A 25,085-nucleotide genomic window follows, 5' to 3' on the forward strand; every position below is an offset into this window, starting at 1 on the left:
GAAACGTATCAGGGCAGGGACGAACGAGTTCGGACGGTGTGGGGAGGCGCGATTAAAGGAACGATGATGGATAAGTCCTTTACTGGTCGAAAGCGCATCCGCAAAAGCTTTGGACGGATCAGCGAAGTCGCTCCGCTCCCGAATCTCATTGAGGTTCAAAAGAATTCCTACGACAAGTTTTTGCAGACCGGAACCCCGCAGGAGCAGCGGGACGATGCAGGTCTCCAGGAAGTGTTCAAGAGCGTCTTTCCGATTAAAGATTTTTCGGAACGCGCAACTCTTGAATTCGTTTCGTATGAGCTTGAGCAGCCGAAATACGATACCGAAGAGTGTCGCCAGCGTGGCATGACTTTTGCCGCACCGCTGCGCGTAACACTCCGCCTGGTTGTTTGGGATATCGACGAGGACACGGGTGCCCGTTCGATCCGCGATATCAAGGAACAAGACGTGTATATGGGCGACATGCCGCTCATGACCGAACACGGTACCTTTATCGTGAACGGCACCGAGCGTGTGATCGTTTCTCAGATGCACCGTTCGCCGGGCGTCTTCTTTGACCATGACAAAGGTAAGAGCCACAGCTCGGGCAAATATCTGTTTGCCGCGCGTGTGATTCCTTATCGTGGTTCGTGGCTCGATTTCGAATTCGACGCAAAAGACATTCTTTATGTCCGTATCGACCGTCGCCGCAAACTGCCGGCGACCACGCTGCTTATGGCTCTTGAAAACGAAGAGTCCGAACAGCTGCGTGCCCAGCGTGCCGAAGAAGGGCGCTCTGTCGATCCGTCGGAAATCGAAGGCCTGACCCCGGAAGAGATCCTCAACTATTACTATGAGTCGGCTGAATACCGCCGTACCGCAGATGGTTGGGTTACCGATTTCAGTGCAGACCGTTATATCGGCCAGAAGCTGGTTCACGATCTTGTTGATGCCAACAGCGGTGAAGTTGTTGCAGCAGCCGGTTCGAAAATCACCAAGCGTTCTGCTGCCAAAATCACCGAACAGGGCGTCAAGGAAATCCTGGTTCCGGAAGATCAGCTTAATGGCTGGTTCATGGCCGATGACCTGATTGACGGCGAAACCGGTGAGATCCTGGCAGAAGCCGGTCACGAACTGACCGAGGAAGTGTTCGAGCAGCTTAAGGAATGGGGCGTTGATTCCATCCGTCTGCTGATGATCGACCACAACCAGGTTGGTCCGTATCTGCGCAACACCATGGCACTGGACAAGAACAGCAACCGCGAAGAAGCCCTTGTGGACATCTATCGCGTGATGCGCCCGGGCGAACCGCCGACCCTCGAGGGTGCGGAAGCCATGTTCAAAGGCCTGTTCTTCGATGCAGAGCGTTATGATCTTTCGGCTGTTGGCCGTGTGAAGATGAATGCGCGTCTGAATCTGGAATGCCCGGATACTGTTCGTATCCTGCGCCGTGAAGACATTCTGGAAGTCGTCCGTGTTCTGATCGACCTGAAAGACGGTCGTGGCGAGATTGACGATATTGACCATCTTGGCAACCGCCGTCTGCGTTCGGTCGGCGAGCTGATGGAAAACCAGTTCCGTGTTGGTCTGTTGCGTATGGAACGTGCGATCCGCGAGCGTATGAGCTCGGTCGAGATCGACAACGTGATGCCGCATGACCTGATCAATGCCAAGCCGGTTGCGGCTGCTGTGCGTGAATTCTTCGGCTCTTCGCAGCTGTCGCAGTTCATGGACCAGACCAACCCGCTTTCGGAAATTACCCACAAACGTCGTCTTTCGGCGCTTGGCCCGGGTGGTTTGACCCGTGAGCGTGCCGGCTTTGAAGTGCGTGACGTTCATCCGACCCACTATGGTCGTATCTGCCCGGTTGAAACGCCGGAAGGTCCGAACATTGGTCTGATCAACTCGCTGGCAACCTTTGCACGTGTCAACCAGTACGGCTTCATCGAAAGCCCGTACCGCAAGGTTGTCGACGGCAAGGTGACCGCCGAGGTGATCTATCTGTCGGCGATCGAGGAAGGCCGCTATGTCATCGCACAGGCGAACGAGCCGCTTAACGGTGATTTCAGCTTTACCAACGAACTGATCAACACCCGTAAAGCCGGTGACCACTATATGGCCCGCTCCGAAGAGATCGACCTTATGGACGTCTCGCCGAAGCAGCTGGTATCGGTCGCATCCGCGCTCATTCCGTTCCTCGAGAACGATGACGCGAACCGCGCACTGATGGGCTCGAACATGCAGCGTCAGGCGGTTCCGCTGATCCGCTCCGAAGCGCCGTATGTCGGTACCGGTATGGAAGTTCCGGTGGCACGTGATTCGGGTGCAACCCTGATCGCACGCCGTGACGGTGTTGTTGAATCTGTTGACGCGACCCGTATGGTTATTCGCGCAACCGGTGACATTGCCGCATCGGAATCGGGTGTCGATATTTACACCCTGCTGAAATATCAGCGTTCCAACCAGGGCAGCTGCATCAACCAGCGTCCGCTGGTGAAAGTTGGCGATGTTGTCAAAAAAGGCGACATCATCTCGGATGGTCCGTGTACCGATATGGGTGAACTTGCCCTTGGCCGTAACGTGCTGGTCGCGTTCATGCCTTGGAACGGTTACAACTTCGAGGATTCCATTCTTCTGTCCGAGCGTATTGCCCGTGATGACGTTTATACCTCGATCCATATCGAGGAATTCGAAGTCATGGCCCGCGATACCAAGCTGGGTCAGGAAGAAATCACCCGTGATATTCCGAACGTCGGTGAAGAAGCGCTCAAAAACCTCGACGAGGCGGGCATTGTCTACATCGGTGCGGAAATCAAGCCGGGCGATATCCTTGTCGGTAAGGTAACGCCGAAGGGCGAAAGCCCGATGACGCCGGAAGAAAAACTTCTGCGCGCCATCTTCGGTGAAAAAGCATCCGACGTCCGTGATACGTCGCTGCGTGTCCCGCCGGGACAGTTCGGTACCATTGTTGAAGTCCGCGTGTTCTCGCGTCGTGGCGTTGACAAGGACGAACGTGCCCTGGCCATCGAGCGCGCCGAGATCGAGCGTCTCGCACAGGACCGTGACGACGAACGCGCCATTCTTGAGCGCAACTTCTATGGTCGTCTGAAAAACCTTCTGCTGGGTCAGCAGCTCGTTGATGGTCCGAAGGGCCTGTCGGGCGAGATCACCGAAGACAGCCTGTCGGGTGTCGCACGTGGTCTGTGGCGCCAGATTGCAGTTGCTGATGACAATGTCATGTCTGACATCGAAGCTCTGAAAAAGCAGTTCGAGGAATCGATTGCTGTTCTTCAGGCTCGTTTCGACGACAAGGTCGACAAGCTGCAGGCTGGTGACGAACTGCCGCCGGGCGTGATGAAGATGGTCAAAGTCTTTGTCGCGGTTAAACGTAAAATGCAGCCGGGTGACAAGATGGCCGGCCGTCACGGGAACAAGGGTGTCGTATCGCGCATTATGCCGGTTGAAGACATGCCGCACCTCGAAGACGGTACGCCGGTCGATATCGTTCTGAACCCGCTGGGTGTTCCGTCGCGTATGAACGTCGGCCAGATCCTTGAAACCCACCTTGGTTGGGCATCACGTGGTCTTGGCGAACAGATCGGCGAACTTGTCGATGCTGTTGCCGACGGTCGTGGCGAAATGGAAGACCTGCGTAACAAGCTTAATGATGTCTATGAAGGCGAAGAATACATCGCCGGCATCAAAGAGCTGTCCGATGGTGAAGTCATCGAGCTTGGCAACAACCTGCGTCGCGGCGTTCCGATGGCCACCCCGGTCTTCGACGGCGCTCGTGAGCCGGATGTTGTTCGTATGCTTGAAAAAGCCGGCCTTGATGGTTCTGGCCAGGTTGACCTCTATGACGGTCGTACCGGTGAGAAATTCCATCGCAAGGTGACAGTGGGCTATATCTACATGCTCAAACTGCACCACCTGGTCGATGACAAGATCCACGCACGTTCGATTGGTCCGTACTCTCTTGTTACCCAGCAGCCGCTGGGTGGTAAGGCGCAGTTCGGTGGCCAGCGTTTCGGGGAGATGGAAGTGTGGGCACTCGAAGCTTACGGTGCTGCATACACCCTTCAGGAAATGCTTACGGTCAAGTCGGACGACGTTTCGGGCCGTACCAAGGTTTACGAAGCCATTGTTCGTGGTGAAGACACCTTCGAGGCTGGCATTCCGGAGTCGTTTAACGTTCTTGTTAAAGAACTCCGTTCGCTTGGTCTCAATGTCGAACTTGAGCAGAACGAATACTAAGTGTGTGGCTGACAGGGGTGCCCATCAGGGCATCCCGGTCGCCATTTCGCATCTTTCGGCCTGAAATTGGCGAAACCCGGCGAGACCGGGCATAGCGGGAGAGCCTTTATGAACGAGTTGATGAAGATCTTCGGGCAGCCGCAGGGCACCCAGAGCTTCGATCAGATCCGGATTCAGATTGCCAGCCCGGAGCGTATCCGCTCCTGGTCGTTCGGCGAGATCAAGAAACCGGAAACCATCAACTACCGGACCTTCAAACCGGAGCGCGACGGCCTGTTCTGTGCGCGCATTTTTGGTCCGGTGAAGGATTACGAATGCTTGTGCGGCAAGTACAAGCGTATGAAGTATCGCGGCATTATCTGTGAAAAATGCGGCGTCGAAGTGACTCTGGCCAAAGTACGTCGTGAACGTATGGGCCATATCGAACTGGCGGCACCTGTTGCCCATATCTGGTTCATGAAGTCGCTGCCGAGCCGTCTGGGTCTGCTGCTGGACATGACGCTCAAGGATCTTGAGCGCATTCTGTACTTCGAAAACTATGTGGTTATCGAACCGGGCCTTACCCCGCTTAAAATGGGTGAGCTCCTGTCCGAAGACCAGTATATGACTGCCCAGGAAGAATATGGCGAAGACAGCTTCCGTGCCGGTATCGGTGCCGAAGCCATCCGCGATATGCTTGCGGCAATCGACCTTGATGAAGAACGCGAAACCGCGAAAATCGACCTCAAGGAAACCAATTCCGAAGCCAAGCGCAAGAAGCTGGTCAAGCGTCTCAAGCTGATTGAGGCCTTCCAGGAATCCGGCGCGCGCCCGGAATGGATGATCCTTGAAGTGATTCCGGTCATTCCGCCGGAACTGCGTCCGCTGGTTCCGCTTGATGGCGGCCGTTTCGCAACCTCGGATCTGAACGACCTTTACCGTCGTGTCATCAACCGTAACAACCGTCTGAAGCGCCTGATCGAGCTTCGTGCGCCTGATATCATCGTGCGTAACGAAAAACGTATGCTTCAGGAATCGGTTGATGCGCTGTTTGACAACGGTCGCCGCGGTCGTCCGATCACTGGTGCCAACAAGCGTCCGCTCAAATCGATGTCGGACATGCTCAAAGGCAAGCAGGGTCGTTTCCGTCAGAACCTTCTGGGTAAACGCGTCGACTATTCCGGTCGTTCCGTTATTACCGTGGGTCCGAACCTGAAACTGCATCAGTGCGGTCTGCCGAAGAAAATGGCGCTCGAACTGTTCAAGCCGTTCGTTTACGCGAAGCTGGAACTGTACGGGATGGCCACCACCATTAAGGCTGCAAAGCGCATGGTGGAAAAAGAGCGCGCCGAAGTTTGGGATATCCTTGAACAGGTTATCCGCGAACATCCGGTCATGCTCAACCGTGCACCGACCCTGCACCGTCTTGGTATCCAGGCGTTCGAGCCTACCCTGATCGAAGGTAAGGCCATCCAGCTGCATCCGCTCGTTTGTACTGCGTTCAACGCGGACTTCGACGGTGACCAGATGGCTGTCCACGTACCGTTGTCGCTTGAAGCCCAGCTTGAAGCACGTACCCTGATGATGTCGACCAACAACATCCTTTCGCCGGCATCGGGTAAACCGATCATCGTGCCGTCGCAGGATATTGTCCTTGGTCTGTACTACATCTCCATGGAGCGTGACGGTCAGCCGGGCGAGGGCATGTCGTTTGTCAACATCGCCGAGATCGAACAGGCACTGGACGAGGGTGTTGTCACCCTGCATTCCAAGATCAATGCCCGTTACCACACGGTTGATGAAAACAACGAACGCATCACCGTTCGTGTTGCGACCACCCCGGGCCGCATGTTGCTGTCGGAACTTCTGCCGCGTCATCCGCGCATTCCGTTCTCGACCATCAACAAGCTGCTGACCAAAAAAGACGTCTCGAACGTTATCGATGTCGTTTACCGTCACTGTGGCCAGAAAGAGACCGTTATCTTTGCTGACCGCATGATGGGCCTTGGTTTCAACTGGGCATGTAAAGCCGGCATTTCGTTTGGCAAGGATGACATGATCATTCCGGACGCCAAGGAACCGCTGGTCGGTGGTACCCACGACAAGGTCAAGGAATACGAGCAGCAGTACCAGGACGGTCTCATCACCCGTGGTGAGAAATACAACAAGGTTGTTGACGCCTGGGCGCAGTGCACCGACGACGTTTCCGAAGCGATGATGAAAGTCATCTCGGCGACGGCAGAAGGTGACAATGTGAACTCGGTTTACATGATGGCGCACTCCGGTGCTCGTGGTTCTGCCGCCCAGATGCGTCAGCTGGCTGCTATGCGTGGCCTGATGGCGAAACCGGACGGCTCGATCATCGAGACCCCGATTATTTCGAACTTTAAAGAAGGCCTGACCGTGCAGGAGTACTTCAACTCCACCCACGGTGCTCGTAAAGGTCTGGCTGATACCGCACTGAAAACGGCGAACTCGGGTTACCTTACCCGTCGTCTGGTTGACGTGGCCCAGGACTGCATCATCACCCAGCATGATTGCGGTACGGATCGTGGCCTCGACATCGCAGCCGTCGTCGATTCCGGTGAGGTTATCGAAACCCTGTCTGATCGTATCCTCGGTCGTTTCACCGCCGACGAGATCGTTGATCCGTCGACCGGTGAAGTTATCGTGCCGAAGAACGAGATGGTTGAAGAAGATCACCTCGATCTCATCGAGAAAGCCGGTGTTGAAACCGCACGTATCCGTTCGGTTCTGACCTGTGACGCCGAAACCGGTGTTTGCGGCCATTGCTATGGTCGTGACCTGGCACGCGGTACCACGGTGAACATCGGTGAAGCTGTCGGTGTTATCGCCGCACAGTCGATCGGTGAGCCGGGCACCCAGCTGACCATGCGTACGTTCCACATTGGTGGCGCGGCACAGCGTGGTGCAGAGGTCTCCGGTGTCGAAGCGAACTTCGATGCAACCGTGAAACTGAAAAACCGTGCAGTCGTTGAGAACTCGGCAGGCGTCAACATCGTTATGGCGCGTAACCTCGAGATTCTCCTGATCGACAAAACCGGTCGCGAGCGTGCGAAATATCGCGTTCCGTACGGTGCAAAACTTCTCACCGATGAGGGTGCACAGGTCACGCGTGGTCAGAAACTGGCCGAGTGGGATCCGTACACCCTGCCGATCATCACCGAGAAAGAAGGTTATGTGAACTATGTCGACCTTCTCGAGAACGTAACCATTCGCGAAGTCTATGACGAAGCGACCGGTATTGCCTCGAAAACGGTTATCGACTGGAAGAGCATGCCCAAGGCGTCCGACCTTAAGCCGCGCGTTACCCTGCGTAACGAAGCCGGCGAGGTCATCAACCTGGATAACGGTCTTGAAGCCCGTTACTTCCTGTCGGTTGACGCTATTCTCTCGGTCGAGAACGGTCAGAAAGTTCATGCTGGTGACGTGCTTGCACGTATCCCGCGCGAAGGTTCGAAGACCCGTGACATCACCGGTGGTCTGCCGCGTGTTGCCGAGCTGTTCGAAGCCCGTAAACCGAAAGAACACGCAATCATCTCGGATATCCCGGGTCGCGTCGAATTCGGCAAGGACTACAAGAACAAGCGCCGTGTCATCGTTCACCCGCTCGAGGATTCGGGCCTGACCGAACCGGTCGAATACCTGATCCCGAAAGGCAAGCATCTTGCCGTTCAGGAAGGGGACTTCGTCGAGAAGGGCGATCAGCTCCTTGATGGTTCGCCGGTTCCGCACGATATCCTGCGCGTCATGGGCGTCCCGGCACTGGCAGATTACCTGGTCAACGAGATCCAGGAAGTCTACCGTCTGCAGGGCGTGAAGATTAACGACAAGCATATCGAAGTCATCGTTCGCCAGATGCTTCAGAAAGTCGAAATCACCAAACCGGGTGACACGACTCTTCTGGTTGGTGAAATCATTGACCGCGTTGACTTCGATGCCGAAAACGAGCGTGCGCTTAAAGAAGGCGGCGAACTCGCAGAAGGTGCACCGGTCCTCCAGGGGATCACCAAGGCATCCCTGCAGACGCATTCCTTCATCTCGGCCGCGTCGTTCCAGGAAACCACGCGCGTTCTTACCGAAGCAGCCGTTTCGGGCAAGACCGATACCCTTATCGGTCTGAAAGAGAACGTCATCGTGGGTCGTTTGATCCCGGCTGGTACCGGTGCGGTGATGAACCGCTTCCGTGCACTGGCTGCCGAACGCGACAAATCGGTACAGATCGAGGCAGAAGAAGAAATCGGCGACAATTTCGGCCCGCAGGCCGATGCCGACACCGCTTCACTGCCGGCAGGCGAATAACTTCGTCGCGCCAGACAGTTAAAGAATCAGAGGCGAACCGGAACTCTTATCGACGCACCGGTTCGTCTCGGCGTTTGAAGCGCCAACTCGAAGGTCCATATGGTTTTGCTTGACGCAAAAGGGGGCCGTCACTAGTATGCGCCCACCGAATCTAGGGGGGTGTAGCTGTGCCGGTACCGTTTTGTACGGTAGCGGGCGGTTTTCGCCCCCCATCGCTTGAGTGCGACTCTGACGGCCGTCGAGGCAGGAACTCCTGCATTTATGGGCGTCCGCGCGTGTTTCCGTACTGTGTATGGGGACGCGTGGTCGCTCGTCGTGCGTCGATAAGAGCAGCGCCCTAGTGGCGTCCGTTGAAGTAAAAGGGAAAGTTAATGCCCACTATTAACCAGTTGATCCGCAAATCGCGGACTCCGCGCACCCAGCGCGATATGGTTCCGGCACTGGAAGCATGCCCGCAGAAACGCGGCGTTTGCACCCGTGTCTACACCACGACCCCGAAGAAGCCGAACTCGGCACTTCGTAAGGTTGCCCGTGTCCGTTTGACCAACGGCTACGAAGTAACCTCCTACATTCCGGGTGAAGGCCACAACCTGCAGGAACACTCTGTCGTGATGATCCGCGGCGGCCGTGTAAAAGATTTGCCGGGTGTTCGTTACCACATCATTCGCGGTACCCTCGATACACAGGGTGTCAAAGACCGTAAGCAGCGTCGTTCGAAATACGGCGCGAAGCGTCCGAAATAAGGAGCAGCTCAGATGTCACGTCGTCACGCTGCTGAAAAGCGCGAAGTACTCCCTGACGCCAAATATGGCGACAAGGTTCTTACCAAGTTCATGAACGGTCTTATGCTCGACGGCAAAAAATCTGCCGCCGAAAAAATCGTTTATGGTGCCCTGGAAGTAATGGAAAGCAAGGGTGCAGACCCGGTTGCCCAGTTCCACGAAGCCATGGATAACGTGAAGCCGAACGTCGAAGTTCGTTCGCGCCGTGTTGGTGGTGCTACTTACCAGGTTCCGGTTGAAGTTCGTTCCGAGCGTCGTCAGGCTCTGGCCATTCGTTGGCTGGTTGACGCTGCCCGCAAGCGTTCCGAAACGACCATGATCGGTCGTCTCGCCGGTGAATTGATGGATGCTGCCAACAACCGCGGCAGTGCTGTCAAGAAGCGCGAAGACACCCACCGTATGGCCGAAGCCAACAAGGCTTTCGCTCATTATCGCTGGTAATTCAGACCTCAAGATCAAGAGTCGATTATGGTACAACGTACTCCGATCTCTCGGTATCGCAACATCGGCATCATGGCGCACATTGATGCCGGTAAAACGACGACCACCGAGCGAATTCTTTTCTACACCGGCAAGTCCTACAAAATCGGCGAAGTCCATGACGGCGCCGCGACCATGGACTGGATGGAACAGGAACAGGAACGTGGCATTACGATTACGTCTGCTGCGACGACCTGCTTCTGGAACGACCACCGTATTAACATCATCGATACCCCGGGCCACGTTGACTTCACCATTGAAGTTGAACGTTCGCTCCGTGTTCTCGATGGTGCCTGCGCTGTTTTCGACGCCGTTTCCGGCGTTGAGCCGCAGACCGAAACCGTGTGGCGTCAGGCTGACAAGTACCACGTTCCGCGTATGTGCTTTGTCAACAAGATGGACCGTACCGGTGCAGACTTCTTCCGCTGCGTCGAAATGATCAAGGAACGCCTCGGTGCCAACGCCGCTGTCATGCAGCTGCCGATCGGTTCCGAAGGTGAGTTCGAAGGTGTTGTTGACCTCGTTCGCAACAAGGAAATCGTCTGGAAAGACGAATCCCTTGGTGCAGAGTTCGAGTATCGCGACATCCGCGATTCCCTGAAAGACCAGGCTGAAGAATACCGTGAAGCTCTGATCGAACAGGCTGTTGAGTGCGACGAAGCAGCAATGGAAGCTTACCTCGAAGGCGAAATGCCGACCGAGGAAGTTCTCAAGAAGTGCATCCGTAAAGGCACCATCGCCGGCGATCTGGTTCCGGTCCTTCTGGGTACCGCGTTCAAGAACAAAGGCGTTCAGCCGCTTCTTGATGCCGTTATCGACTTCATGCCGGCACCGGATGACATCGACGATGTTCGTGGCGTCAAGCCGAACACCGAAGACGAGCCGGATTCCCGTCCGCTGACCGATGAAGCGCCGTTCTCGGCTCTTGCATTCAAGATCATGTCGGATCCGTTCGTTGGTTCGCTGACCTTCATTCGTATCTATTCCGGTATCCTTGATGCCGGCTCGTATGTTCTGAACTCTGTCAAAGAGAAAAAAGAACGTATCGGCCGTATGCTTCTCATGCATTCGAACAACCGCGAAGAAATCAAATACGCTTGCTCGGGCGACATCGTTGCTCTGGTTGGCATGAAGGACACCACCACTGGTGATACCCTTTGTGACCCGGCGAAGCCGATCATCCTTGAGCGTATGGAATTCCCGGATCCGGTTATCGAAATCGCTGTTGAGCCGAAATCGAAAGCCGACCAGGAAAAAATGGGTCTCGCCCTTGCACGTCTTGCACAGGAAGATCCGTCGTTCCGCGTTAAATCCGACCACGAATCCGGCCAGACCATCATTTCGGGTATGGGCGAACTTCACCTCGACATCATCGTCGATCGTATGAAGCGTGAATTCAAAGTCGAAGCTAACATCGGCGCGCCGCAGGTTGCTTATCGCGAAACCATCTCGAAAGAAGTCGATATCGACTACACCCACAAAAAACAGTCGGGTGGTTCGGGTCAGTTCGCGCGTATCAAGCTCACCTTCACCCCGGGTGAACCGGGTTCGGGCTTCTCCTTCACCGATACCGTTGTTGGCGGTAACGTTCCGAAGGAATACATCCCGGGTGTTGCCAAAGGTCTCGAAAGCTCGCTGCAGAGCGGCGTTATCGCAGGCTTCCCGGTAACCGACTTGTCGATCAAGCTGACCGACGGTGCCTACCACGACGTTGACTCGAGCGTCATGGCCTTCGAAATCGCTGCCCGTGCAGCGTTCAAAGAAGGTCTGTCGAAAGCTTCTCCGAAGCTGCTCGAGCCGATCATGAAAGTCGAAGTAGTGACCCCGGAAGAGTATATGGGCGACATCATTGGCGACCTGAACAGCCGTCGTGGCCAGGTTCGTGACATGGACTCCCGTGGCATCGCACGCGTTGTTAACGCGTTCGTACCGCTGGCGAACATGTTCGGTTACGTCAACACGCTGCGCTCCATGTCCCAGGGTCGTGCCCAGTTCGTGATGCAGTTTGATCACTATGCAGACGTTCCGCAGGCAGTTGCGGACGAAGTCAAAGCCAAATCGGCCGGCTAAGGCCAAGCCAGAATAAACGGAGTTAGAAATGGCTAAAGAAAAGTTTGAGCGTACAAAACCGCACGTTAACGTTGGCACCGTCGGCCACGTTGACCACGGTAAAACCACGCTGACCGCAGCGATCACCAAAGTTCTGGCAGAACAGGGTGGCGCATCGTTCCAGGACTACAGCATGATCGACAAGGCACCGGAAGAGAAAGCTCGTGGTATCACGATCTCGACCGCGCACGTCGAATATGAGACCGAAAACCGCCACTACGCGCACGTCGACTGCCCGGGCCACGCTGACTATGTTAAAAACATGATCACTGGTGCGGCACAGATGGACGGTGGCATCCTGGTTGTTTCGGCAGCTGATGGCCCGATGCCGCAGACCCGCGAGCACATCCTGCTTGCACGTCAGGTTGGCGTTCCGGCACTGGTCGTGTTCATGAACAAGGTTGACCAGGTTGACGACGAAGAGCTTCTCGAGCTCGTCGAAATGGAAATCCGTGAACTTCTGTCGTCCTACGACTTCCCGGGCGACGATATTCCGATCATCAAGGGCTCGGCTCTTGCTGCTCTGGAAGGTCGCGATGACGAAATCGGCAAAAACGCTATCCTCGAGCTGATGGCTGCTGTTGATGACTACATCCCGGCACCGGATCGTCCGAAAGACAAGCCGTTCCTGATGCCGATCGAAGACGTGTTCTCGATTTCGGGTCGTGGTACGGTTGTTACCGGTCGTGTTGAAACCGGCGTTGTTAAAGTTGGCGAAGAGATCGAAATCGTCGGCATTAAAGACACCGTCAAAACGACCGTTACCGGCGTTGAAATGTTCCGCAAGCTGCTCGATCAGGGTGAAGCTGGCGACAACATCGGCGCCCTGCTTCGTGGTACCAAGCGTGAAGACGTCGAACGTGGCCAGGTTCTGGCACATGTTGGCTCGATCACCCCGCACACCAAGTTTGAAGCAGAAGCTTACATCCTGACCAAGGATGAAGGTGGCCGTCACACGCCGTTCTTCTCGAACTACCGTCCGCAGTTCTACTTCCGTACGACTGACGTTACCGGTTCGATCGAGCTGCCGGCTGGCACCGAAATGGTTATGCCGGGCGACAACGTCCAGATGACCGCGACCCTCATTGCACCGATCGCAATGGACGAAGGTCTGCGTTTCGCAATCCGTGAAGGCGGTCGTACCGTCGGCGCGGGCGTTGTTGCCAAGATCATCGAGTAATTTTTTCTCTTGATCTTTGTGAAGCGGGCGGCTATGTAAGCCGCCCGCAACACTTTTGCGGCAATCGTCAACTCCAGTTGAGGGGCCGGTGTCCTTTTGAGGGCTCCGGTACATAATTACATGGATAGTCAGAACATTCGCATTCGCCTGAAGGCGTTTGACCATCGCGTGCTGGATCAGTCCACGCGCGAGATCGTCAATACGGCGAAGCGCACTGGCGCAGAGGTCCGCGGCCCGATTCCGCTGCCGACCCGCATTGAAAAATACACTGTTCTGCGGTCTCCGCACATCGATAAGAAATCGCGTGAACAGTTCGAAATCCGTACGCACAAGCGTCTTCTCGACATTGTCGACCCGACCCCGCAGACCGTCGATGCTTTGATGAAGCTCGATCTGGCTGCCGGCGTCGACGTCGAGATCAAACTTTAATCGGGAGTAAGCCGCAATGCGTAGTGGACTTATTACCCAGAAGGTCGGCATGACCCGCGTCTTCAAAGACGATGGTTCCCACCTTCCTGTAACCGTTCTGAAGGTCGAAGATCTTCAGGTTGTCGCCAACCGTACCAACGACACCGACGGCTACGTCGCTGTTCAGCTTGGTTATGGCAAAGCGAAAGTGAAAAACGTATCCAAGCCGATGCGTGGCCACTTCGCCAAAGCCAAGGTTGAGCCGAAAGCCAAACTTGCTGAATTCCGCGTTAGCGAAGATGGCCTGATTGAAGTTGGTGCAGAACTTTCTGCCGCTCACTTCGTTGAAGGCCAGTACGTTGACGTAATCGGCACTTCCATCGGTAAAGGTTTTGCCGGTGCGATGAAGCGTCATAACTTCGGTGGTCTGCGTGCGTCGCACGGTGTGTCGATTTCGCACCGTTCGCATGGTTCCACCGGTCAGTGCCAGGATCCGGGCCGCGTCTTCAAAGGTAAGAAGATGGCTGGTCACCTCGGTGCCGCACGTGTGACTGTTCAGTCCCTTAAGGTTGTCGCTTCTGACGCCGACAAAGGCCTGATCCTGATCCACGGTGCAGTCCCGGGTCACAAGGGCGCCTACGTCCTTGTCAAGGATGCCGTGAAGCGTGCTGCACCGGAAGGTCTTCCGTTCCCGGCCGCGCTCAAGGGTGCTGCCCCGGCTGCTGAAGAAGCTGTCGCCGAGGATAAGGAATAAGCATCATGAAGCTCGACATTCTCAAACTTGACGCTTCCAAGGCAGGCAACATCGATCTCGCAGAAGAGATCTTTGGTCTGGAAGTACGTCGTGACGTCCTGCACCGCATGGTGAACTGGCAGCTGGCAAAACGCCGCGCCGGTACCCACAAGGTGAAGGAAAAGTCGGAAGTTTCCGCAACCACGAAAAAATTCGTGCGTCAGAAGGGTAGTGGCGGTGCACGTCACGGTTCCCGTAAGGCTGCACAGTTCCGTGGTGGTGGTACCGTGCACGGTCCGCGCGTTCGCGACCACGCACACGATCTGACCAAGAAGTTCCGTAAACTCGCGCTTAAAACCGCTCTGTCGGCTAAAGCAAAGGACGGCAAGCTTATCGTTCTTGATAACGCGGAATTCTCGGACGCCAAAACCAAGAATCTGGTCGCAGCTTTTGGTAAGCTCGGCTGGAAATCTGCACTGATCATCGATGGTGCGCAGGTCAACGAAGGTTTTGCACGCGCAGCGCGCAACATCCCGCAGATTGACGTGCTCCCGGAGATCGGTGCTAACGTCTATGACATCCTGCGCCGTGACACCCTGGTGCTGACCAAGGGTGCGGTCGAAGCGTTGGAGGCACGTCTCAAATGACGATCATCAGCAAAGAGCGGATGTACGAAGTCATCCGCGCCCCGCATATCACTGAAAAGTCGACGCTGATTTCTGAACACAACGCAGTTGCGTTCAAAGTTGCGATCGACGCCACCAAGCCGGAGATCAAGGCTGCTGTGGAAGGTCTGTTCGGGGTGAAGGTCAAGGCGGTCAATACCTCTGTGGTAAAAGGAAAGACCAAGCGTTTTCGCGGTGTTTCCGGTCGTCGGAGTGATTTCAAGAAAGCGATGGTAACCCTCGAAGAGGGTCAGTCCATCGACGTGACTACGGGAATCTAAGACAATGGCTTTGAAGAAGTTTAAACCAACCTCTCCTGGTCGCCGTCAGCTGGTTCTCGTGGATCGTTCCGATCTCCACAAGGGCAAGCCGATCAAAGCGTTGACCGAAGGTCTTCGCAAGAAAGGTGGCCGTAACAACACTGGTCGTATCACCGCCCGCCGTATTGGTGGTGGTCACAAACGTCGTTACCGTCTCATCGACTTCAAACGTACCAAGTTTGACGTCGTCGGTACCGTCGAGCGTTTGGAATATGATCCGAACCGTACTGCGTTCATCGCACTGGTTCGTTATTCCGACGACGAGCTGGCCTACATCCTCGCACCGCAGCGTCTCGCTGTCGGCGACAACGTTGTTGCCGCTGAACGCGTAGACATTAAGCCGGGTAACGCCGCACCGCTGAAGAACATTCCGGTCGGTACCATTGTCCATAACGTCGAACTGAAAGCCGGTAAAGGTGGCCAGATCGCACGTTCAGCAGGTGCATACGTGCAGCTCGTTGGTAAGGACCAGGGTTACGCCCAGCTTAAGCTGTCCTCCGGTGAGGTACGTTTGGTACGTGGTGAATGCATGGCAACCATCGGTGCCGTGTCCAACCCGGACCATCAGAACACTAACCTTGGTAAAGCCGGCCGTAATCGCTGGCTCGGCAAGCGTCCTTCGGTTCGTGGTGTTGCCATGAACCCGATCGATCACCCGCATGGTGGTGGTGAAGGTCGTACTTCGGGTGGTCGTCACCCGGTTACGCCGTGGGGCAAGCCTACCAAGGGCAAACGTACCCGCTCGAACAAGAAGACCGACGCGCTCATCATGCGCCGTCGTCACAAGAGCTAACGGAGGAGGCTAGACTATGGCGCGTTCCGTTTGGAAGGGTCCGTTTGTTGACGGATACCTTCTTAAGAAAGCCGATACTGTCCGTGCCTCAGGCCGGAATGAGGTAATTAAGACCTGGTCGCGGCGTTCGACGATTCTGCCGCAATTCGTAGGCCTCACCTTTGGGGTTTACAATGGCCAGAAATTCTTGCCGGTGCTGGTGACCGAAGACATGATTGGTCACAAGTTCGGTGAATTCTCGCCGACCCGTACCTACTATGGTCACGCGGCCGACAAAAAGGCGAAGAGGAAGTAACGATGGGTAAGAAAGCTGACATCCGTCGGCTGGCGGATAACGAGGCTGCGGCTTCGCTCCGGGCAGTACGCATTTCCCCGCGTAAGCTCAACCTCGTCGCCGAGTCGATCCGTGGTTTGAAGGCAGAAGCTGCTTTGGCAGAACTGACCTTCTCCAACAAACGTATTTCGCAGGACGTCAAAAAGCTGCTGGAATCGGCAATTGCTAACGCCGAAAACAACCATCAGCTCGATGTCGACCGTCTCTATGTTAAAGAGGCATCTGTTGGTAAGGCCTTCGTGATGAAACGTTGGCGCGCCCGTGCACGCGGTCGTGTTGGCAAGATCCTGAAGCCGTTCTCCAACATGCGCATCGTCGTTTGCGAACGTGAGGAGGCCGAGTAATGGGTCAGAAAGTAAATCCGATCGGTCTGCGCGTTGGCATTAACCGTACCTGGGATTCCCGCTGGTACGCCAACAAGTCCGATTTCGCTGGTCTTCTTCATGAAGATCTTGCGATCCGTAAATTCATCTTCGACCGCCTCAAGCAGGCTGGTGTTTCGAAGGTGATTATCGAACGTCCGGCGAAGAAAGCTCGCATTTCGATCCACACCGCTCGTCCGGGCGTTGTGATCGGGAAAAAAGGCCAGGACATCGAGAAGCTCAAGAACGATCTGCAGAAGCTGGCAAATGCCGAAGTGCAGGTTAACATCATCGAAATCCGCAAGCCGGAAATCGATGCCAAGCTGGTCGCTGACAACATCGCCCAGCAGCTTGAGCGCCGTGTTTCGTTCCGTCGCGCTATGAAGCGCTCGGTTCAGAACGCAATGCGTCTCGGTGCCGGTGGCATTCGTATTAATGCTGCTGGTCGTCTTGGTGGCGCAGAAATCGCCCGTACCGAATGGTATCGTGAAGGTCGCGTTCCGCTGCATACGCTGCGTGCGGACGTGGATTACGGAACTTCGGAAGCACACACCACCTATGGTGTTTGCGGTCTGAAGGTCTGGATCTTCAAGGGCGAAATCATGGCACATGATCCGCTGGCATCGGAGCGTAAAGCTCTCGAGTCGGCTGGTTCCAGCCGTAAGTAAGGAGATCCAGATATGCTTTCTCCGAAACGTACAAAGTTCCGTAAAGCCCACAAAGGCCGCCTTAAAGGTGAAGCCAAGGGTGGTACGGATCTTAATTTCGGCGCTTATGGCTTGAAAGCCTTGGAGCCTGAGCGTATAACGGCGCGTCAGATCGAAGCGGCTCGCCGCGCGATCACCCGCCACATCCGCCGTCAGGGTCGTGTGTGGATTCGCGTTTTCCCGGATCTCCCGGTCTCGCAGAAGCCTGCCGAAGTCCGTCAGGGTAAAGGTAAAGGCTCGCCTGAATATTGGGCGGCACGCGTTAAACCGGGTCGGATCATGTTTGAACTCGACGGTGTTCCGTTGGATCTTGCACGCCGCGCTTTCGAGCTGGCATCGGCAAAACTGCCGATCAAGACCAAGTTTGTCACCCGTCTTGGTGAAGGGGAGTAATTAGTGATGAAAATTGCTGATCTCCGCGCTAAAAGCGCTGACGAACTGAAACAGCTGCTGCTGGACCTGCGTAAAGAATCGTTCAACATGCGATTCCAGCAGGCTTCCGGTCAGTTTGAGAACACTGCGCGGGTCCGCCAGGTCCGTCGTGATATCGCCCGCATCAAAACCCTTCTCGGTAACGAGAAGGGTGCGACCGCGGCCTAAACTGGACACGCAGAGGAGTAAACACACATGCCGAGGCGTGTATTGCAGGGGACAGTCGTTTCGACCAAAAACGACAAGACCGTGGTGGTCCGTGTGGAACGCCAGGTCATGCACCCGCTGTATAAAAAGTACGTGCGTAAGTCGAAGAAATTCCACGCGCACGATGAAGAGAACCGCTTCAAAACGGGTGACGTAGTTCGCATTCGCGAATGCAAGCCGATCTCGAAGTTGAAGTCTTGGGAAGTAGTGGTCGAGGAGTGAGTCCTCAGCCCAATCATAGTCAAGGGGTAAACCCATGATCCAGATGCAGTCCAATCTGGACGTCGCCGACAACAGCGGCGCTCGCCGCGTCCAGTGCATCAAGGTGCTGGGCGGCTCGAAGCGCAAAACCGCTCACGTTGGTGATGTTATCGTGGTTTCCGTCAAGGAAGCCATCCCGCGCGGTCGCGTAAAGAAGGGTGCAGTTCACAAAGCTGTCATCGTTCGCACCGCAAAGGAAATCCGTCGTGCCGATGGCTCGGCGATCCGCTTTGACCGCAACGCTGCCGTTCTCATTAATGCGAACGGCGAGCCGATCGGCACGCGTATTTTTGGCCCGGTAACCCGCGAACTTCGTTCCAAAGGTTACATGAAGATCATTTCGCTCGCTCCGGAGGTGCTGTAATGGCTGCCAAGATTAAAAAGGGCGACCGCGTCATTGTTCTGACGGGTAAAGACAAAGGGAAGACCGGCGAGGTTCTCGCCGCTTTCCCGGCCGAGAACAAGGTTCTGGTATCGGGCATCAATCTGGTGAAACGTCACCAGCGCCCGACCGGTGCTGATGCCGGTGGCATCGTCGAGAAGGAAGCAAAAATTGCTGTTTCCAACATCGCGATTGTCGACCCGAAAGAAAACAAGCCGACCCGCGTCGGTTTCAAGACCCTCGATGACGGTCGCAAGGTTCGCTTCGCGAAGCTCAGCGGCGAAGTCATCGACAACTGAGGGACGGAAAAATGACGCGCCTGCGCGAACATTACAAAGAAGTGGTGCGTGACGCACTCCAGAAGGAGTTCTCCTACGAGAACACCATGGAGATTCCGCGCCTCGAAAAGATCGTGATCAACATGGGTGTCGGCGACGCCACCCAGGATCGCAAAAAGCTGGAAGGTGCTGCTGCGGATCTCGCTGCCATCACCGGTCAGAAGCCTGTCTTCACCAAAGCGAAAAAGTCGGTTGCGGCTTTCAAGCTGCGTGAAGGTATGAACATCGGTTGTAAAGTGACCCTGCGTCGCGACCGTATGTTTGAGTTCCTGGACCGCCTGGTCACCATCGCGCTTCCGCGCGTTCGTGACTTCCGCGGCCTGAACAAAAAATCCTTTGATGGCCGTGGCAACTTTGCCATGGGCTTGAAGGAACAGTTCGTCTTTCCTGAAGTAGAGTATGACAAAGTCGACTCTGTCCGCGGGATGGACATTATCATTTGTACCACGGCTAAGTCCGACGCCGAAGCTCTTGCCCTTCTTAAGGGTTTTGATCTTCCGTTCGGAAACTAACGGAGGTTGGCCCATGGCCAAGAAAAGCTCAGTAGAGCGTGAACTCAAACGTGAACGCCTGGCAAAGCGCTATGCTGCCAAGCGTGCCGCCCTCAAAGCGGTTATCGCAAATCGCGAGACGTCCCCTGAGGATCGTATCGTGGCTGTGATGAAACTCGCCCAGCTGCCGCGTAACTCGGCTCGTATCCGTCAGCGTATTCGCTGCCAGGTATCCGGTCGTCCGCGCGGTGTCTATCGCAAATTCCGCCTGTCCCGTATCGCCCTTCGTGAACTTGCTTCGCGTGGTCAGATTCCGGGCATGGTGAAGTCGAGCTGGTAAGGAGGACATCACATGTCGATGACTGATCCAGTCGGTGATATGCTCACGCGTATCCGTAACGGTCAGCGCGTTGGTAAATCCAGCGTTGTCTCGCCGGCTTCGAAACTGCGTACCGGTGTGCTGGATGTTCTCCAGCGCGAAGGTTACATCCGCGGTTATAACGTTAATGAAATTCGCAAGGGCGTCAGCGAAATCACCATCGAACTCAAATATTTTGAGGGCGATGCAGTGATCAAGCAGATCGACCGCGTCTCGACCCCGGGCCGTCGCGTATACTCGAAGATCAAAGATCTTCCGAAAGTATACAACGGTCTCGGCATCGCAGTCCTGTCCACTCCGAAAGGGGTTCTCTCGGATCAGGAAGCTCGCGAGCAGAATGTCGGCGGCGAAATCCTCTGCAAAGTATTCTAAGGGGAGCCAACGATGTCGCGAGTAGGAAAAAATCCGGTGGTCGTGCCTAGCGGCGTTACCATCACCTTGACCGAAGAGCAGATCAGTGCAAAGGGCAAGCTCGGTGAGCTTAACCTGCCTCTGACCTCGGACGTATCCGTCACCCAGGAAGATAACCAGATCTTCGTGAAACCGAACAACGATAGCAAGCGCGCCCGTGCCCTTTGGGGTACCACCCGTGCGAACATCGCCAACCTCGTCACCGGGGTTTCGGAAGGGTTCACCAAGAAACTGGAAATCACCGGTGTTGGTTACCGTGCGCAGGTACAGGGTAAGAACCTGGTTCTGCAGCTTGGCTTCTCACACGACGTTGAAATGGAGATCCCTGCGGGTCTGAACGTCGTTGCTGAAAAGCCGACCCTTATCGCCATCTCTGGCGCAGATAAACAGCTTGTCGGTCAGTTCGCTGCAAATGCACGCGGCTGGCGCGGTCCGGAGCCTTACAAAGGCAAAGGTGTCCGCTACGAAGGCGAGTATATCTTGCGCAAAGAAGGCAAGAAGAAGTAAGGACTGGCACGATGAAAAACGTGAGAAGCCTTTTCGAACGCCGCAAGCGTCGCGTTCGTTTTGCGATCCGCCAGAAAGCGGCCGGTCGCCCGCGCCTCAGCGTGCACCGTTCGAACGCTCACATCTATGCACAGATCATCGACGACGTCGCTGGTACCACCCTGGTAGCAGCTTCGACCGCCGAAAAAGATCTGAAGGCGAAAGGCAGCAATGCCGAAGCCGCTGCTCTGGTTGGCAAAGCCATTGCCGAGCGCGCAGTGAAAGCTGGTGTGAAAACGGTCGTTTTCGATCGTGGCGGGTATCTGTTCCATGGCCGGGTGAAAGCTCTGGCCGATGCCGCCCGTGAGGGCGGTCTGGACTTCTAAGGAGCACGACCATGGCACGTAACCAGAATCAACAGCAGCAGGCACCGAAAGCCCGTGAAGAAAACGAACTCGTCGACAAGCTGGTTGGTATCAACCGCGTCGCGAAAGTCGTTAAGGGCGGTCGTCGCTTTGCTTTCTCCGCAATGGTAGTTGTCGGTGACCAGCGCGGTCGCGTCGGATACGGCACGGGTAAAGCCCGTGAAGTTCCGGAAGCGATCCGCAAGGCTACCGAAGCTGCTAAACGCAACATGATCCGCGTTCCGCTTCGTGAAGGTCGTACCCTTCACCATGATACGCAGGGCCATTTCGGTGCAGGCAAGGTTATCCTTCGCTCGGCTCCGGCTGGTACCGGTATCATCGCCGGCGGTGCGATGCGTGCGGTCTTCGAAACCATGGGCGTTCAGGACGTTGTGTCCAAATGTACCGGTTCGAACAACCCGCATAACGTGATCCGCGCAACCCTTGACGCTCTGGTCAACGGTGCATCCCCGCGTCAGGTCGCTGCAAAGCGTGGCCTGAAAGTCGGTGACGTCGTTGCCCGTCGCGATAGCGGTTCGGCTGCTGCCGCCGTTCTCGAAAAGGAGTAATTCGATATGGCTGCTAAGAAAAAAGCGACCGTTCGCGTTACCCAGACGGGTTCGCCGATCGGACGTCCGGCTGATCAGCGCCAGACCCTTGTTGGTCTTGGCCTGAACAAACTGCACCGGACTCGTGAGCTGGAAGATACCCCAGCTGTTCGCGGTATGATCGCAAAGGTCAAGCACCTCGTCCGTGTGGACGAGGCTTGATTGACCCCAGATCGAAAAGGTGTTGAACGATGAAACTCAACGAACTTGCCGATAACCCGGGTGCCCGCAAGGCGCGCACCCGCGTCGGTCGCGGCATCGGTTCGGGCAAAGGCAAAACTTCTGGCGCAGGTCAGAAGGGTCAGAAGTCCCGTTCAGGTGTAGCCATCAATGGCTTCGAAGGCGGGCAGATGCCGGTCTATCGCCGTCTTCCGAAACGCGGCTTCAAAAACCCGTTCAAGAAACAGTTCGGTGTTGTGAACCTTGGTACCCTTCAGACCGCCGTTGATAACGGTGTTCTTGAAGAAGGTGCAAATGTCACTATCGCTGTTCTTGCGGAAAAAGGTCTTGCCCGTCCGCAGAAAGACGGTCTGCGCCTTCTGGCTAAAGGCGAACTGAAAGCGAAACTGAACATCGAGATCTCCGGTGCTTCCAAAGCAGCTGTCGAAGCTGTTGAGAAAGTCGGTGGCTCGGTCAAGGTTCTTGCTCCGGTCGCTGCAGATAACGCAGAATAAGCTAGAATGACTTCGTGAGGGTCCGGTTCCATTAATTTACGGGACCGGACCCTCCAGTTTATGTGTATTGGGAGATGAGTGCATGGCATCCGCCGCCGAGCAGCTTGCCGCGAACCTGAATTGGTCTGCTTTTTCAAAGTCGACCGAGCTTAAAAAGCGTATCTGGTTCACTTTGGGCGCGCTTATTGTTTACCGTCTTGGAACCTATATTCCGGTTCCTGGTGTTGACCCGTCCATTCTTGCTGACATTTTCCGTCAGAATGCGGGCGGCGTTCTGGGCATGTTTGACATGTTCGCCGGTGGTGCGCTGGGTCGTATGACGATCTTTGCGCTGAATATCATGCCGTATATCTCGGCCTCCATTATCATTCAGTTGATGACGACTGTTTCGCCGTCTCTTGAGCAGCTCAAGAAAGAAGGCGAGCAGGGTCGTAAAAAGATTAATCAATATACCCGCTATCTGACGGTGCTGATCGCAACGGTTCAGGCATGGGGCATTGCTGTTGGTCTTGAAAGCATGACCGGTTCGACCGGTGCTGCTGTTCATGATCCGGGCATGTTCTTCCGCTTTACCGCTGTTGTGACGCTGGTCGGTGGCACCATGTTCCTGATGTGGCTTGGTGAACAGATCACCCAGCGCGGCATCGGTAACGGCATTTCGCTGATCATCTTCACCGGTATTGTGGCCGGTCTGCCCAGCGCGATTGCCGGCACCCTGGAACTGGGCCGTACCGGCGCGATTTCCGCTCTGGTGATTGTTGCAATCATCATTCTGGCGGTTGCTGTTATCGCCTTCATCGTCTTTGTTGAACGTGCGCAGCGCCGTGTTCTGATCCAGTACCCGAAACGCCAGGTCGGCATGAAGGTCATGGAAGGTCAGAGCTCGCACCTGCCGCTCAAGATCAACACTGCCGGTGTTATCCCGCCGATCTTTGCAAGTTCGCTTCTGCTGATGCCGCTGTCGGTTGCACAGTTCACCGCCGGTGGCAATGCGCCGGAATGGCTGACGACCGCGACCGCATTGCTTGGCCGTGGCCAGCCGCTCTATATCGCGCTTTATATCGGTCTGATCGTCTTCTTTGCCTTCTTCTACACCGCGGTTGTATTCAACCCGGAAGATACGGCAGACAACCTGAAGAAACACGGTGGCTTTATTCCGGGCATCCGTCCGGGTAAAAATACCGCGAACTATCTTGATTTCATCCTGACCCGCCTGACGGTGATCGGTGCAGCGTATCTCGCATTCGTCTGTATCCTGCCGGAACTGCTGATCGCGGAATGGTCTGTGCCCTTCTACTTTGGTGGGACTAGCCTCCTGATCGTAGTCACGGTAACCATGGATACCGTTGCTCAGATCCAGTCTCATATGCTGGCGCATCAGTATGAAGGCCTGATCAAGAAATCCAAACTGCGTGGTCGCCGCCGATAAGAGCGGCCACGGAATTCAGGGGGACGACAATGAACATTATCCTTCTTGGCCCTCCCGGTGCAGGGAAAGGCACCCAGGCCAAGCGTCTCGAAACGGGACGCGGCATGATCCAGCTTTCGACTGGTGACATGCTCCGCGCGGCAGTTTCTGCCGGAACGGAACTGGGATTGAAGGCAAAGGAAGTCATGGATGCGGGGCAGCTCGTATCCGACGATCTGATGATCGGTCTGATTTCCGAACGACTTGACCAGGATGATACCAAAGGCGGTTTCATTCTGGACGGTTTCCCGCGCACGACTGCCCAGGCAGAAGCCCTGGACATCATGCTGGAAGCCAAAGGTCTGGCACTTGACTATGTGATTGAACTGCGCGTCGATGACGCAGCACTGGTGGCCCGCATTGTCGGCCGCTATACCTGTGCAAAATGCGGGCAGGGCTATCATGACGAGTTCCAGAAACCCGCTGAAGAAGGTGTCTGCGACGTATGTGGCGGCACTGAATTCAAACGCCGTGCGGATGACAACGCCGAGACGGTCACATCGCGACTGGAAGCTTATCACAAGCAGACAGCACCGATCATTCCTTACTATGAAAAGGTCGGTAAGCTGAAAACAGTTGACGGGATGGCCGAAATCGACGAAGTTACGCGCGAGATTGAAGCCATCCTGGGGTAATTTCCCGGGCAGGGCGCTTTTTGCTTGCGGGTTGGCAGTGATGCTGGCCCGCTTTTGCAACGCTCTACCCTACCGGATCTGCCCTTGGGTTTGTTAACAGGAAACAGGAGTCTCACACAGTGGCTCGTATTGCTGGCGTAAATATCCCGACCGCGAAGCGCGTCGTGATTGCGCTTACCTACATCACCGGCATTGGCCCGGCGAAAGCTAAAGAAATTTGCGAAAAGGTCGGAATCGAAGCAGCAACCCGCGTTCATCAGCTTTCTGATGACCAGGTTCTCAAGGTTCGTGAAGTCATCGACGCTGATTACACCGTTGAAGGCGACCTTCGTCGTGAAACCGCAATGAACATTAAACGTCTGATGGATCTGGGCTGCTACCGCGGTCTCCGTCATCGTCGCGGTCTCCCGGTACGCGGTCAGCGTACCCACACCAACGCTCGCACCCGTAAGGGCCCGGCTAAGCCGATTGCTGGCAAGAAGAAGTAAGGTAGGGGAACGA

The 25,085-nt window shown here is 55.6% G+C and carries 30 protein-coding genes; all 30 read left to right on the forward strand.

Features of this window, described 5'->3' with window-relative positions:
• The first annotated feature begins 66 nt into the window (after window positions 1-66).
• The 30 genes from rpoB to rpsM all read left to right on the forward strand — a co-directional run bounded on the left by rpoB (window position 67) and on the right by rpsM (window position 25,072).
• A complete protein-coding gene (gene rpoB, locus SIB88_RS09250; protein ID WP_068518438.1) occupies window positions 67-4,233 on the forward strand; it encodes a DNA-directed RNA polymerase subunit beta in 4,167 nt (1,388 codons plus the stop codon).
• 108 nt (window positions 4,234-4,341) lie between these two features.
• Entirely contained in the window at window positions 4,342-8,535 is a 4,194-nt protein-coding gene (rpoC, locus tag SIB88_RS09255) for a DNA-directed RNA polymerase subunit beta' (RefSeq protein WP_068518439.1), read from the forward strand.
• A 371-nt stretch (window positions 8,536-8,906) separates the two neighbouring features.
• Window positions 8,907-9,278 (forward strand): 30S ribosomal protein S12, encoded by a 372-nt coding sequence (gene rpsL, locus SIB88_RS09260; RefSeq protein WP_007092427.1) that lies wholly within the window; start codon window positions 8,907-8,909, stop codon window positions 9,276-9,278.
• A gap of 12 nt (window positions 9,279-9,290) precedes the next feature.
• Window positions 9,291-9,758: a 30S ribosomal protein S7 gene (gene rpsG, locus SIB88_RS09265; protein ID WP_068518440.1), complete on the forward strand. Its 468-nt coding sequence runs from the start codon at window positions 9,291-9,293 to the stop codon at window positions 9,756-9,758.
• Between the two features lie 27 nt (window positions 9,759-9,785).
• The gene (gene fusA / locus SIB88_RS09270) at window positions 9,786-11,867 is read left to right on the forward strand and encodes an elongation factor G (protein WP_068518441.1); all 2,082 of its coding nucleotides are present in this window, start codon (window positions 9,786-9,788) and stop codon (window positions 11,865-11,867) included.
• 28 nt (window positions 11,868-11,895) lie between these two features.
• Window positions 11,896-13,086: an elongation factor Tu gene (gene tuf, locus SIB88_RS09275; RefSeq protein WP_206927257.1), complete on the forward strand. Its 1,191-nt coding sequence runs from the start codon at window positions 11,896-11,898 to the stop codon at window positions 13,084-13,086.
• A gap of 120 nt (window positions 13,087-13,206) precedes the next feature.
• Window positions 13,207-13,515: a 30S ribosomal protein S10 gene (gene rpsJ / locus SIB88_RS09280; protein WP_007091508.1), complete on the forward strand. Its 309-nt coding sequence runs from the start codon at window positions 13,207-13,209 to the stop codon at window positions 13,513-13,515.
• 16 nt (window positions 13,516-13,531) lie between these two features.
• Window positions 13,532-14,248 (forward strand): 50S ribosomal protein L3, encoded by a 717-nt coding sequence (gene rplC, locus SIB88_RS09285; protein WP_101247949.1) that lies wholly within the window; start codon window positions 13,532-13,534, stop codon window positions 14,246-14,248.
• 5 nt (window positions 14,249-14,253) lie between these two features.
• Window positions 14,254-14,874: a 50S ribosomal protein L4 gene (gene rplD, locus SIB88_RS09290; RefSeq protein ID WP_068518271.1), complete on the forward strand. Its 621-nt coding sequence runs from the start codon at window positions 14,254-14,256 to the stop codon at window positions 14,872-14,874.
• Window positions 14,871-15,173: a 50S ribosomal protein L23 gene (locus SIB88_RS09295; protein ID WP_068518270.1), complete on the forward strand. Its 303-nt coding sequence runs from the start codon at window positions 14,871-14,873 to the stop codon at window positions 15,171-15,173. Before rplD ends, SIB88_RS09295 begins: the two co-directional genes overlap by 4 nt.
• Window positions 15,174-15,177: 4 nt before the next feature.
• On the forward strand, window positions 15,178-16,005 hold the full coding sequence (rplB, locus tag SIB88_RS09300) for a 50S ribosomal protein L2 (protein WP_068518269.1): 828 nt from the start codon (window positions 15,178-15,180) through the stop codon (window positions 16,003-16,005).
• Between the two features lie 16 nt (window positions 16,006-16,021).
• Window positions 16,022-16,300 (forward strand): 30S ribosomal protein S19, encoded by a 279-nt coding sequence (rpsS, locus tag SIB88_RS09305; protein ID WP_008892178.1) that lies wholly within the window; start codon window positions 16,022-16,024, stop codon window positions 16,298-16,300.
• Window positions 16,301-16,302: 2 nt separating this feature from the next.
• Entirely contained in the window at window positions 16,303-16,683 is a 381-nt protein-coding gene (rplV, locus tag SIB88_RS09310; RefSeq protein WP_068518268.1) for a 50S ribosomal protein L22, read from the forward strand.
• On the forward strand, window positions 16,683-17,369 hold the full coding sequence (gene rpsC, locus SIB88_RS09315; RefSeq protein ID WP_068518267.1) for a 30S ribosomal protein S3: 687 nt from the start codon (window positions 16,683-16,685) through the stop codon (window positions 17,367-17,369). Before rplV ends, rpsC begins: the two co-directional genes overlap by 1 nt.
• Window positions 17,370-17,381: 12 nt before the next feature.
• Window positions 17,382-17,801: a 50S ribosomal protein L16 gene (gene rplP / locus SIB88_RS09320; RefSeq protein WP_068518266.1), complete on the forward strand. Its 420-nt coding sequence runs from the start codon at window positions 17,382-17,384 to the stop codon at window positions 17,799-17,801.
• 6 nt (window positions 17,802-17,807) lie between these two features.
• Window positions 17,808-18,008 (forward strand): 50S ribosomal protein L29, encoded by a 201-nt coding sequence (gene rpmC / locus SIB88_RS09325; protein ID WP_008892182.1) that lies wholly within the window; start codon window positions 17,808-17,810, stop codon window positions 18,006-18,008.
• 27 nt (window positions 18,009-18,035) lie between these two features.
• Window positions 18,036-18,269, forward strand: coding sequence for a 30S ribosomal protein S17 (gene rpsQ / locus SIB88_RS09330; RefSeq protein WP_008892183.1), 234 nt, complete (start codon window positions 18,036-18,038; stop codon window positions 18,267-18,269).
• Between the two features lie 34 nt (window positions 18,270-18,303).
• Window positions 18,304-18,672 (forward strand): 50S ribosomal protein L14, encoded by a 369-nt coding sequence (gene rplN, locus SIB88_RS09335; RefSeq protein WP_033067181.1) that lies wholly within the window; start codon window positions 18,304-18,306, stop codon window positions 18,670-18,672.
• Window positions 18,672-18,989, forward strand: a complete 318-nt coding sequence (gene rplX / locus SIB88_RS09340; protein ID WP_068518265.1) for a 50S ribosomal protein L24 — start codon at window positions 18,672-18,674, stop codon at window positions 18,987-18,989. Before rplN ends, rplX begins: the two co-directional genes overlap by 1 nt.
• Window positions 18,990-19,000: 11 nt before the next feature.
• Window positions 19,001-19,540: a 50S ribosomal protein L5 gene (gene rplE / locus SIB88_RS09345; RefSeq protein WP_068518264.1), complete on the forward strand. Its 540-nt coding sequence runs from the start codon at window positions 19,001-19,003 to the stop codon at window positions 19,538-19,540.
• A 13-nt stretch (window positions 19,541-19,553) separates the two neighbouring features.
• Window positions 19,554-19,859: a 30S ribosomal protein S14 gene (gene rpsN / locus SIB88_RS09350; protein ID WP_068518263.1), complete on the forward strand. Its 306-nt coding sequence runs from the start codon at window positions 19,554-19,556 to the stop codon at window positions 19,857-19,859.
• Between the two features lie 12 nt (window positions 19,860-19,871).
• Window positions 19,872-20,270: a 30S ribosomal protein S8 gene (gene rpsH / locus SIB88_RS09355; protein WP_068518262.1), complete on the forward strand. Its 399-nt coding sequence runs from the start codon at window positions 19,872-19,874 to the stop codon at window positions 20,268-20,270.
• 12 nt (window positions 20,271-20,282) lie between these two features.
• The gene (gene rplF, locus SIB88_RS09360; protein WP_068518261.1) at window positions 20,283-20,816 is read left to right on the forward strand and encodes a 50S ribosomal protein L6; all 534 of its coding nucleotides are present in this window, start codon (window positions 20,283-20,285) and stop codon (window positions 20,814-20,816) included.
• An 11-nt stretch (window positions 20,817-20,827) separates the two neighbouring features.
• On the forward strand, window positions 20,828-21,181 hold the full coding sequence (gene rplR, locus SIB88_RS09365; protein ID WP_068518260.1) for a 50S ribosomal protein L18: 354 nt from the start codon (window positions 20,828-20,830) through the stop codon (window positions 21,179-21,181).
• Window positions 21,182-21,192: 11 nt separating this feature from the next.
• The gene (gene rpsE, locus SIB88_RS09370; protein ID WP_008892191.1) at window positions 21,193-21,768 is read left to right on the forward strand and encodes a 30S ribosomal protein S5; all 576 of its coding nucleotides are present in this window, start codon (window positions 21,193-21,195) and stop codon (window positions 21,766-21,768) included.
• Between the two features lie 6 nt (window positions 21,769-21,774).
• Window positions 21,775-21,969, forward strand: coding sequence for a 50S ribosomal protein L30 (rpmD, locus tag SIB88_RS09375; RefSeq protein ID WP_007091489.1), 195 nt, complete (start codon window positions 21,775-21,777; stop codon window positions 21,967-21,969).
• Window positions 21,970-21,998: 29 nt separating this feature from the next.
• On the forward strand, window positions 21,999-22,481 hold the full coding sequence (gene rplO, locus SIB88_RS09380; RefSeq protein WP_101247950.1) for a 50S ribosomal protein L15: 483 nt from the start codon (window positions 21,999-22,001) through the stop codon (window positions 22,479-22,481).
• A gap of 82 nt (window positions 22,482-22,563) precedes the next feature.
• Window positions 22,564-23,910: a preprotein translocase subunit SecY gene (secY, locus tag SIB88_RS09385; protein ID WP_068518258.1), complete on the forward strand. Its 1,347-nt coding sequence runs from the start codon at window positions 22,564-22,566 to the stop codon at window positions 23,908-23,910.
• A gap of 29 nt (window positions 23,911-23,939) precedes the next feature.
• A complete protein-coding gene (locus SIB88_RS09390; RefSeq protein ID WP_068518257.1) occupies window positions 23,940-24,584 on the forward strand; it encodes an adenylate kinase in 645 nt (214 codons plus the stop codon).
• A 119-nt stretch (window positions 24,585-24,703) separates the two neighbouring features.
• On the forward strand, window positions 24,704-25,072 hold the full coding sequence (gene rpsM, locus SIB88_RS09395) for a 30S ribosomal protein S13 (RefSeq protein WP_068518256.1): 369 nt from the start codon (window positions 24,704-24,706) through the stop codon (window positions 25,070-25,072).
• Window positions 25,073-25,085 lie beyond the last annotated feature (13 nt).

Origin of the sequence: Thalassospira sp. MIT121401, from assembly GCF_047125595.1 — a bacterium.
GTDB classification, from domain to species: domain Bacteria; phylum Pseudomonadota; class Alphaproteobacteria; order Rhodospirillales; family Thalassospiraceae; genus Thalassospira; species Thalassospira povalilytica.

Bases quoted from the DNA above. Each gene is read 5' to 3' on its own strand.
- rplN (WP_033067181.1), top strand. From the start codon at position 18,304: ATGATCCAGATGCAGTCCAATCTGGACGTCGCCGACAACAGCGGCGCT.
- rpsE (WP_008892191.1), top strand. From the start codon at position 21,193: ATGGCACGTAACCAGAATCAACAGCAGCAGGCACCGAAAGCCCGTGAA.
- rpsC (WP_068518267.1), top strand. From the start codon at position 16,683: ATGGGTCAGAAAGTAAATCCGATCGGTCTGCGCGTTGGCATTAACCGT.
- rpsQ (WP_008892183.1), top strand. From the start codon at position 18,036: ATGCCGAGGCGTGTATTGCAGGGGACAGTCGTTTCGACCAAAAACGAC.
- SIB88_RS09295 (WP_068518270.1), top strand. From the start codon at position 14,871: ATGACGATCATCAGCAAAGAGCGGATGTACGAAGTCATCCGCGCCCCG.
- rplD (WP_068518271.1), top strand. From the start codon at position 14,254: ATGAAGCTCGACATTCTCAAACTTGACGCTTCCAAGGCAGGCAACATC.
- SIB88_RS09390 (WP_068518257.1), top strand. From the start codon at position 23,940: ATGAACATTATCCTTCTTGGCCCTCCCGGTGCAGGGAAAGGCACCCAG.
- fusA (WP_068518441.1), top strand. From the start codon at position 9,786: ATGGTACAACGTACTCCGATCTCTCGGTATCGCAACATCGGCATCATG.
- rplC (WP_101247949.1), top strand. From the start codon at position 13,532: ATGCGTAGTGGACTTATTACCCAGAAGGTCGGCATGACCCGCGTCTTC.
- rplF (WP_068518261.1), top strand. From the start codon at position 20,283: ATGTCGCGAGTAGGAAAAAATCCGGTGGTCGTGCCTAGCGGCGTTACC.
- rplR (WP_068518260.1), top strand. From the start codon at position 20,828: ATGAAAAACGTGAGAAGCCTTTTCGAACGCCGCAAGCGTCGCGTTCGT.
- rplV (WP_068518268.1), top strand. From the start codon at position 16,303: ATGGGTAAGAAAGCTGACATCCGTCGGCTGGCGGATAACGAGGCTGCG.
- rplP (WP_068518266.1), top strand. From the start codon at position 17,382: ATGCTTTCTCCGAAACGTACAAAGTTCCGTAAAGCCCACAAAGGCCGC.
- rpsN (WP_068518263.1), top strand. From the start codon at position 19,554: ATGGCCAAGAAAAGCTCAGTAGAGCGTGAACTCAAACGTGAACGCCTG.
- rplX (WP_068518265.1), top strand. From the start codon at position 18,672: ATGGCTGCCAAGATTAAAAAGGGCGACCGCGTCATTGTTCTGACGGGT.
- rpsS (WP_008892178.1), top strand. From the start codon at position 16,022: ATGGCGCGTTCCGTTTGGAAGGGTCCGTTTGTTGACGGATACCTTCTT.
- rpsH (WP_068518262.1), top strand. From the start codon at position 19,872: ATGTCGATGACTGATCCAGTCGGTGATATGCTCACGCGTATCCGTAAC.
- rplO (WP_101247950.1), top strand. From the start codon at position 21,999: ATGAAACTCAACGAACTTGCCGATAACCCGGGTGCCCGCAAGGCGCGC.
- rpmC (WP_008892182.1), top strand. From the start codon at position 17,808: ATGAAAATTGCTGATCTCCGCGCTAAAAGCGCTGACGAACTGAAACAG.
- rplB (WP_068518269.1), top strand. From the start codon at position 15,178: ATGGCTTTGAAGAAGTTTAAACCAACCTCTCCTGGTCGCCGTCAGCTG.
- rpsJ (WP_007091508.1), top strand. From the start codon at position 13,207: ATGGATAGTCAGAACATTCGCATTCGCCTGAAGGCGTTTGACCATCGC.
- tuf (WP_206927257.1), top strand. From the start codon at position 11,896: ATGGCTAAAGAAAAGTTTGAGCGTACAAAACCGCACGTTAACGTTGGC.
- rpoC (WP_068518439.1), top strand. From the start codon at position 4,342: ATGAACGAGTTGATGAAGATCTTCGGGCAGCCGCAGGGCACCCAGAGC.
- rpoB (WP_068518438.1), top strand. From the start codon at position 67: ATGGATAAGTCCTTTACTGGTCGAAAGCGCATCCGCAAAAGCTTTGGA.
- rpmD (WP_007091489.1), top strand. From the start codon at position 21,775: ATGGCTGCTAAGAAAAAAGCGACCGTTCGCGTTACCCAGACGGGTTCG.
- secY (WP_068518258.1), top strand. From the start codon at position 22,564: ATGGCATCCGCCGCCGAGCAGCTTGCCGCGAACCTGAATTGGTCTGCT.
- rpsL (WP_007092427.1), top strand. From the start codon at position 8,907: ATGCCCACTATTAACCAGTTGATCCGCAAATCGCGGACTCCGCGCACC.
- rplE (WP_068518264.1), top strand. From the start codon at position 19,001: ATGACGCGCCTGCGCGAACATTACAAAGAAGTGGTGCGTGACGCACTC.
- rpsG (WP_068518440.1), top strand. From the start codon at position 9,291: ATGTCACGTCGTCACGCTGCTGAAAAGCGCGAAGTACTCCCTGACGCC.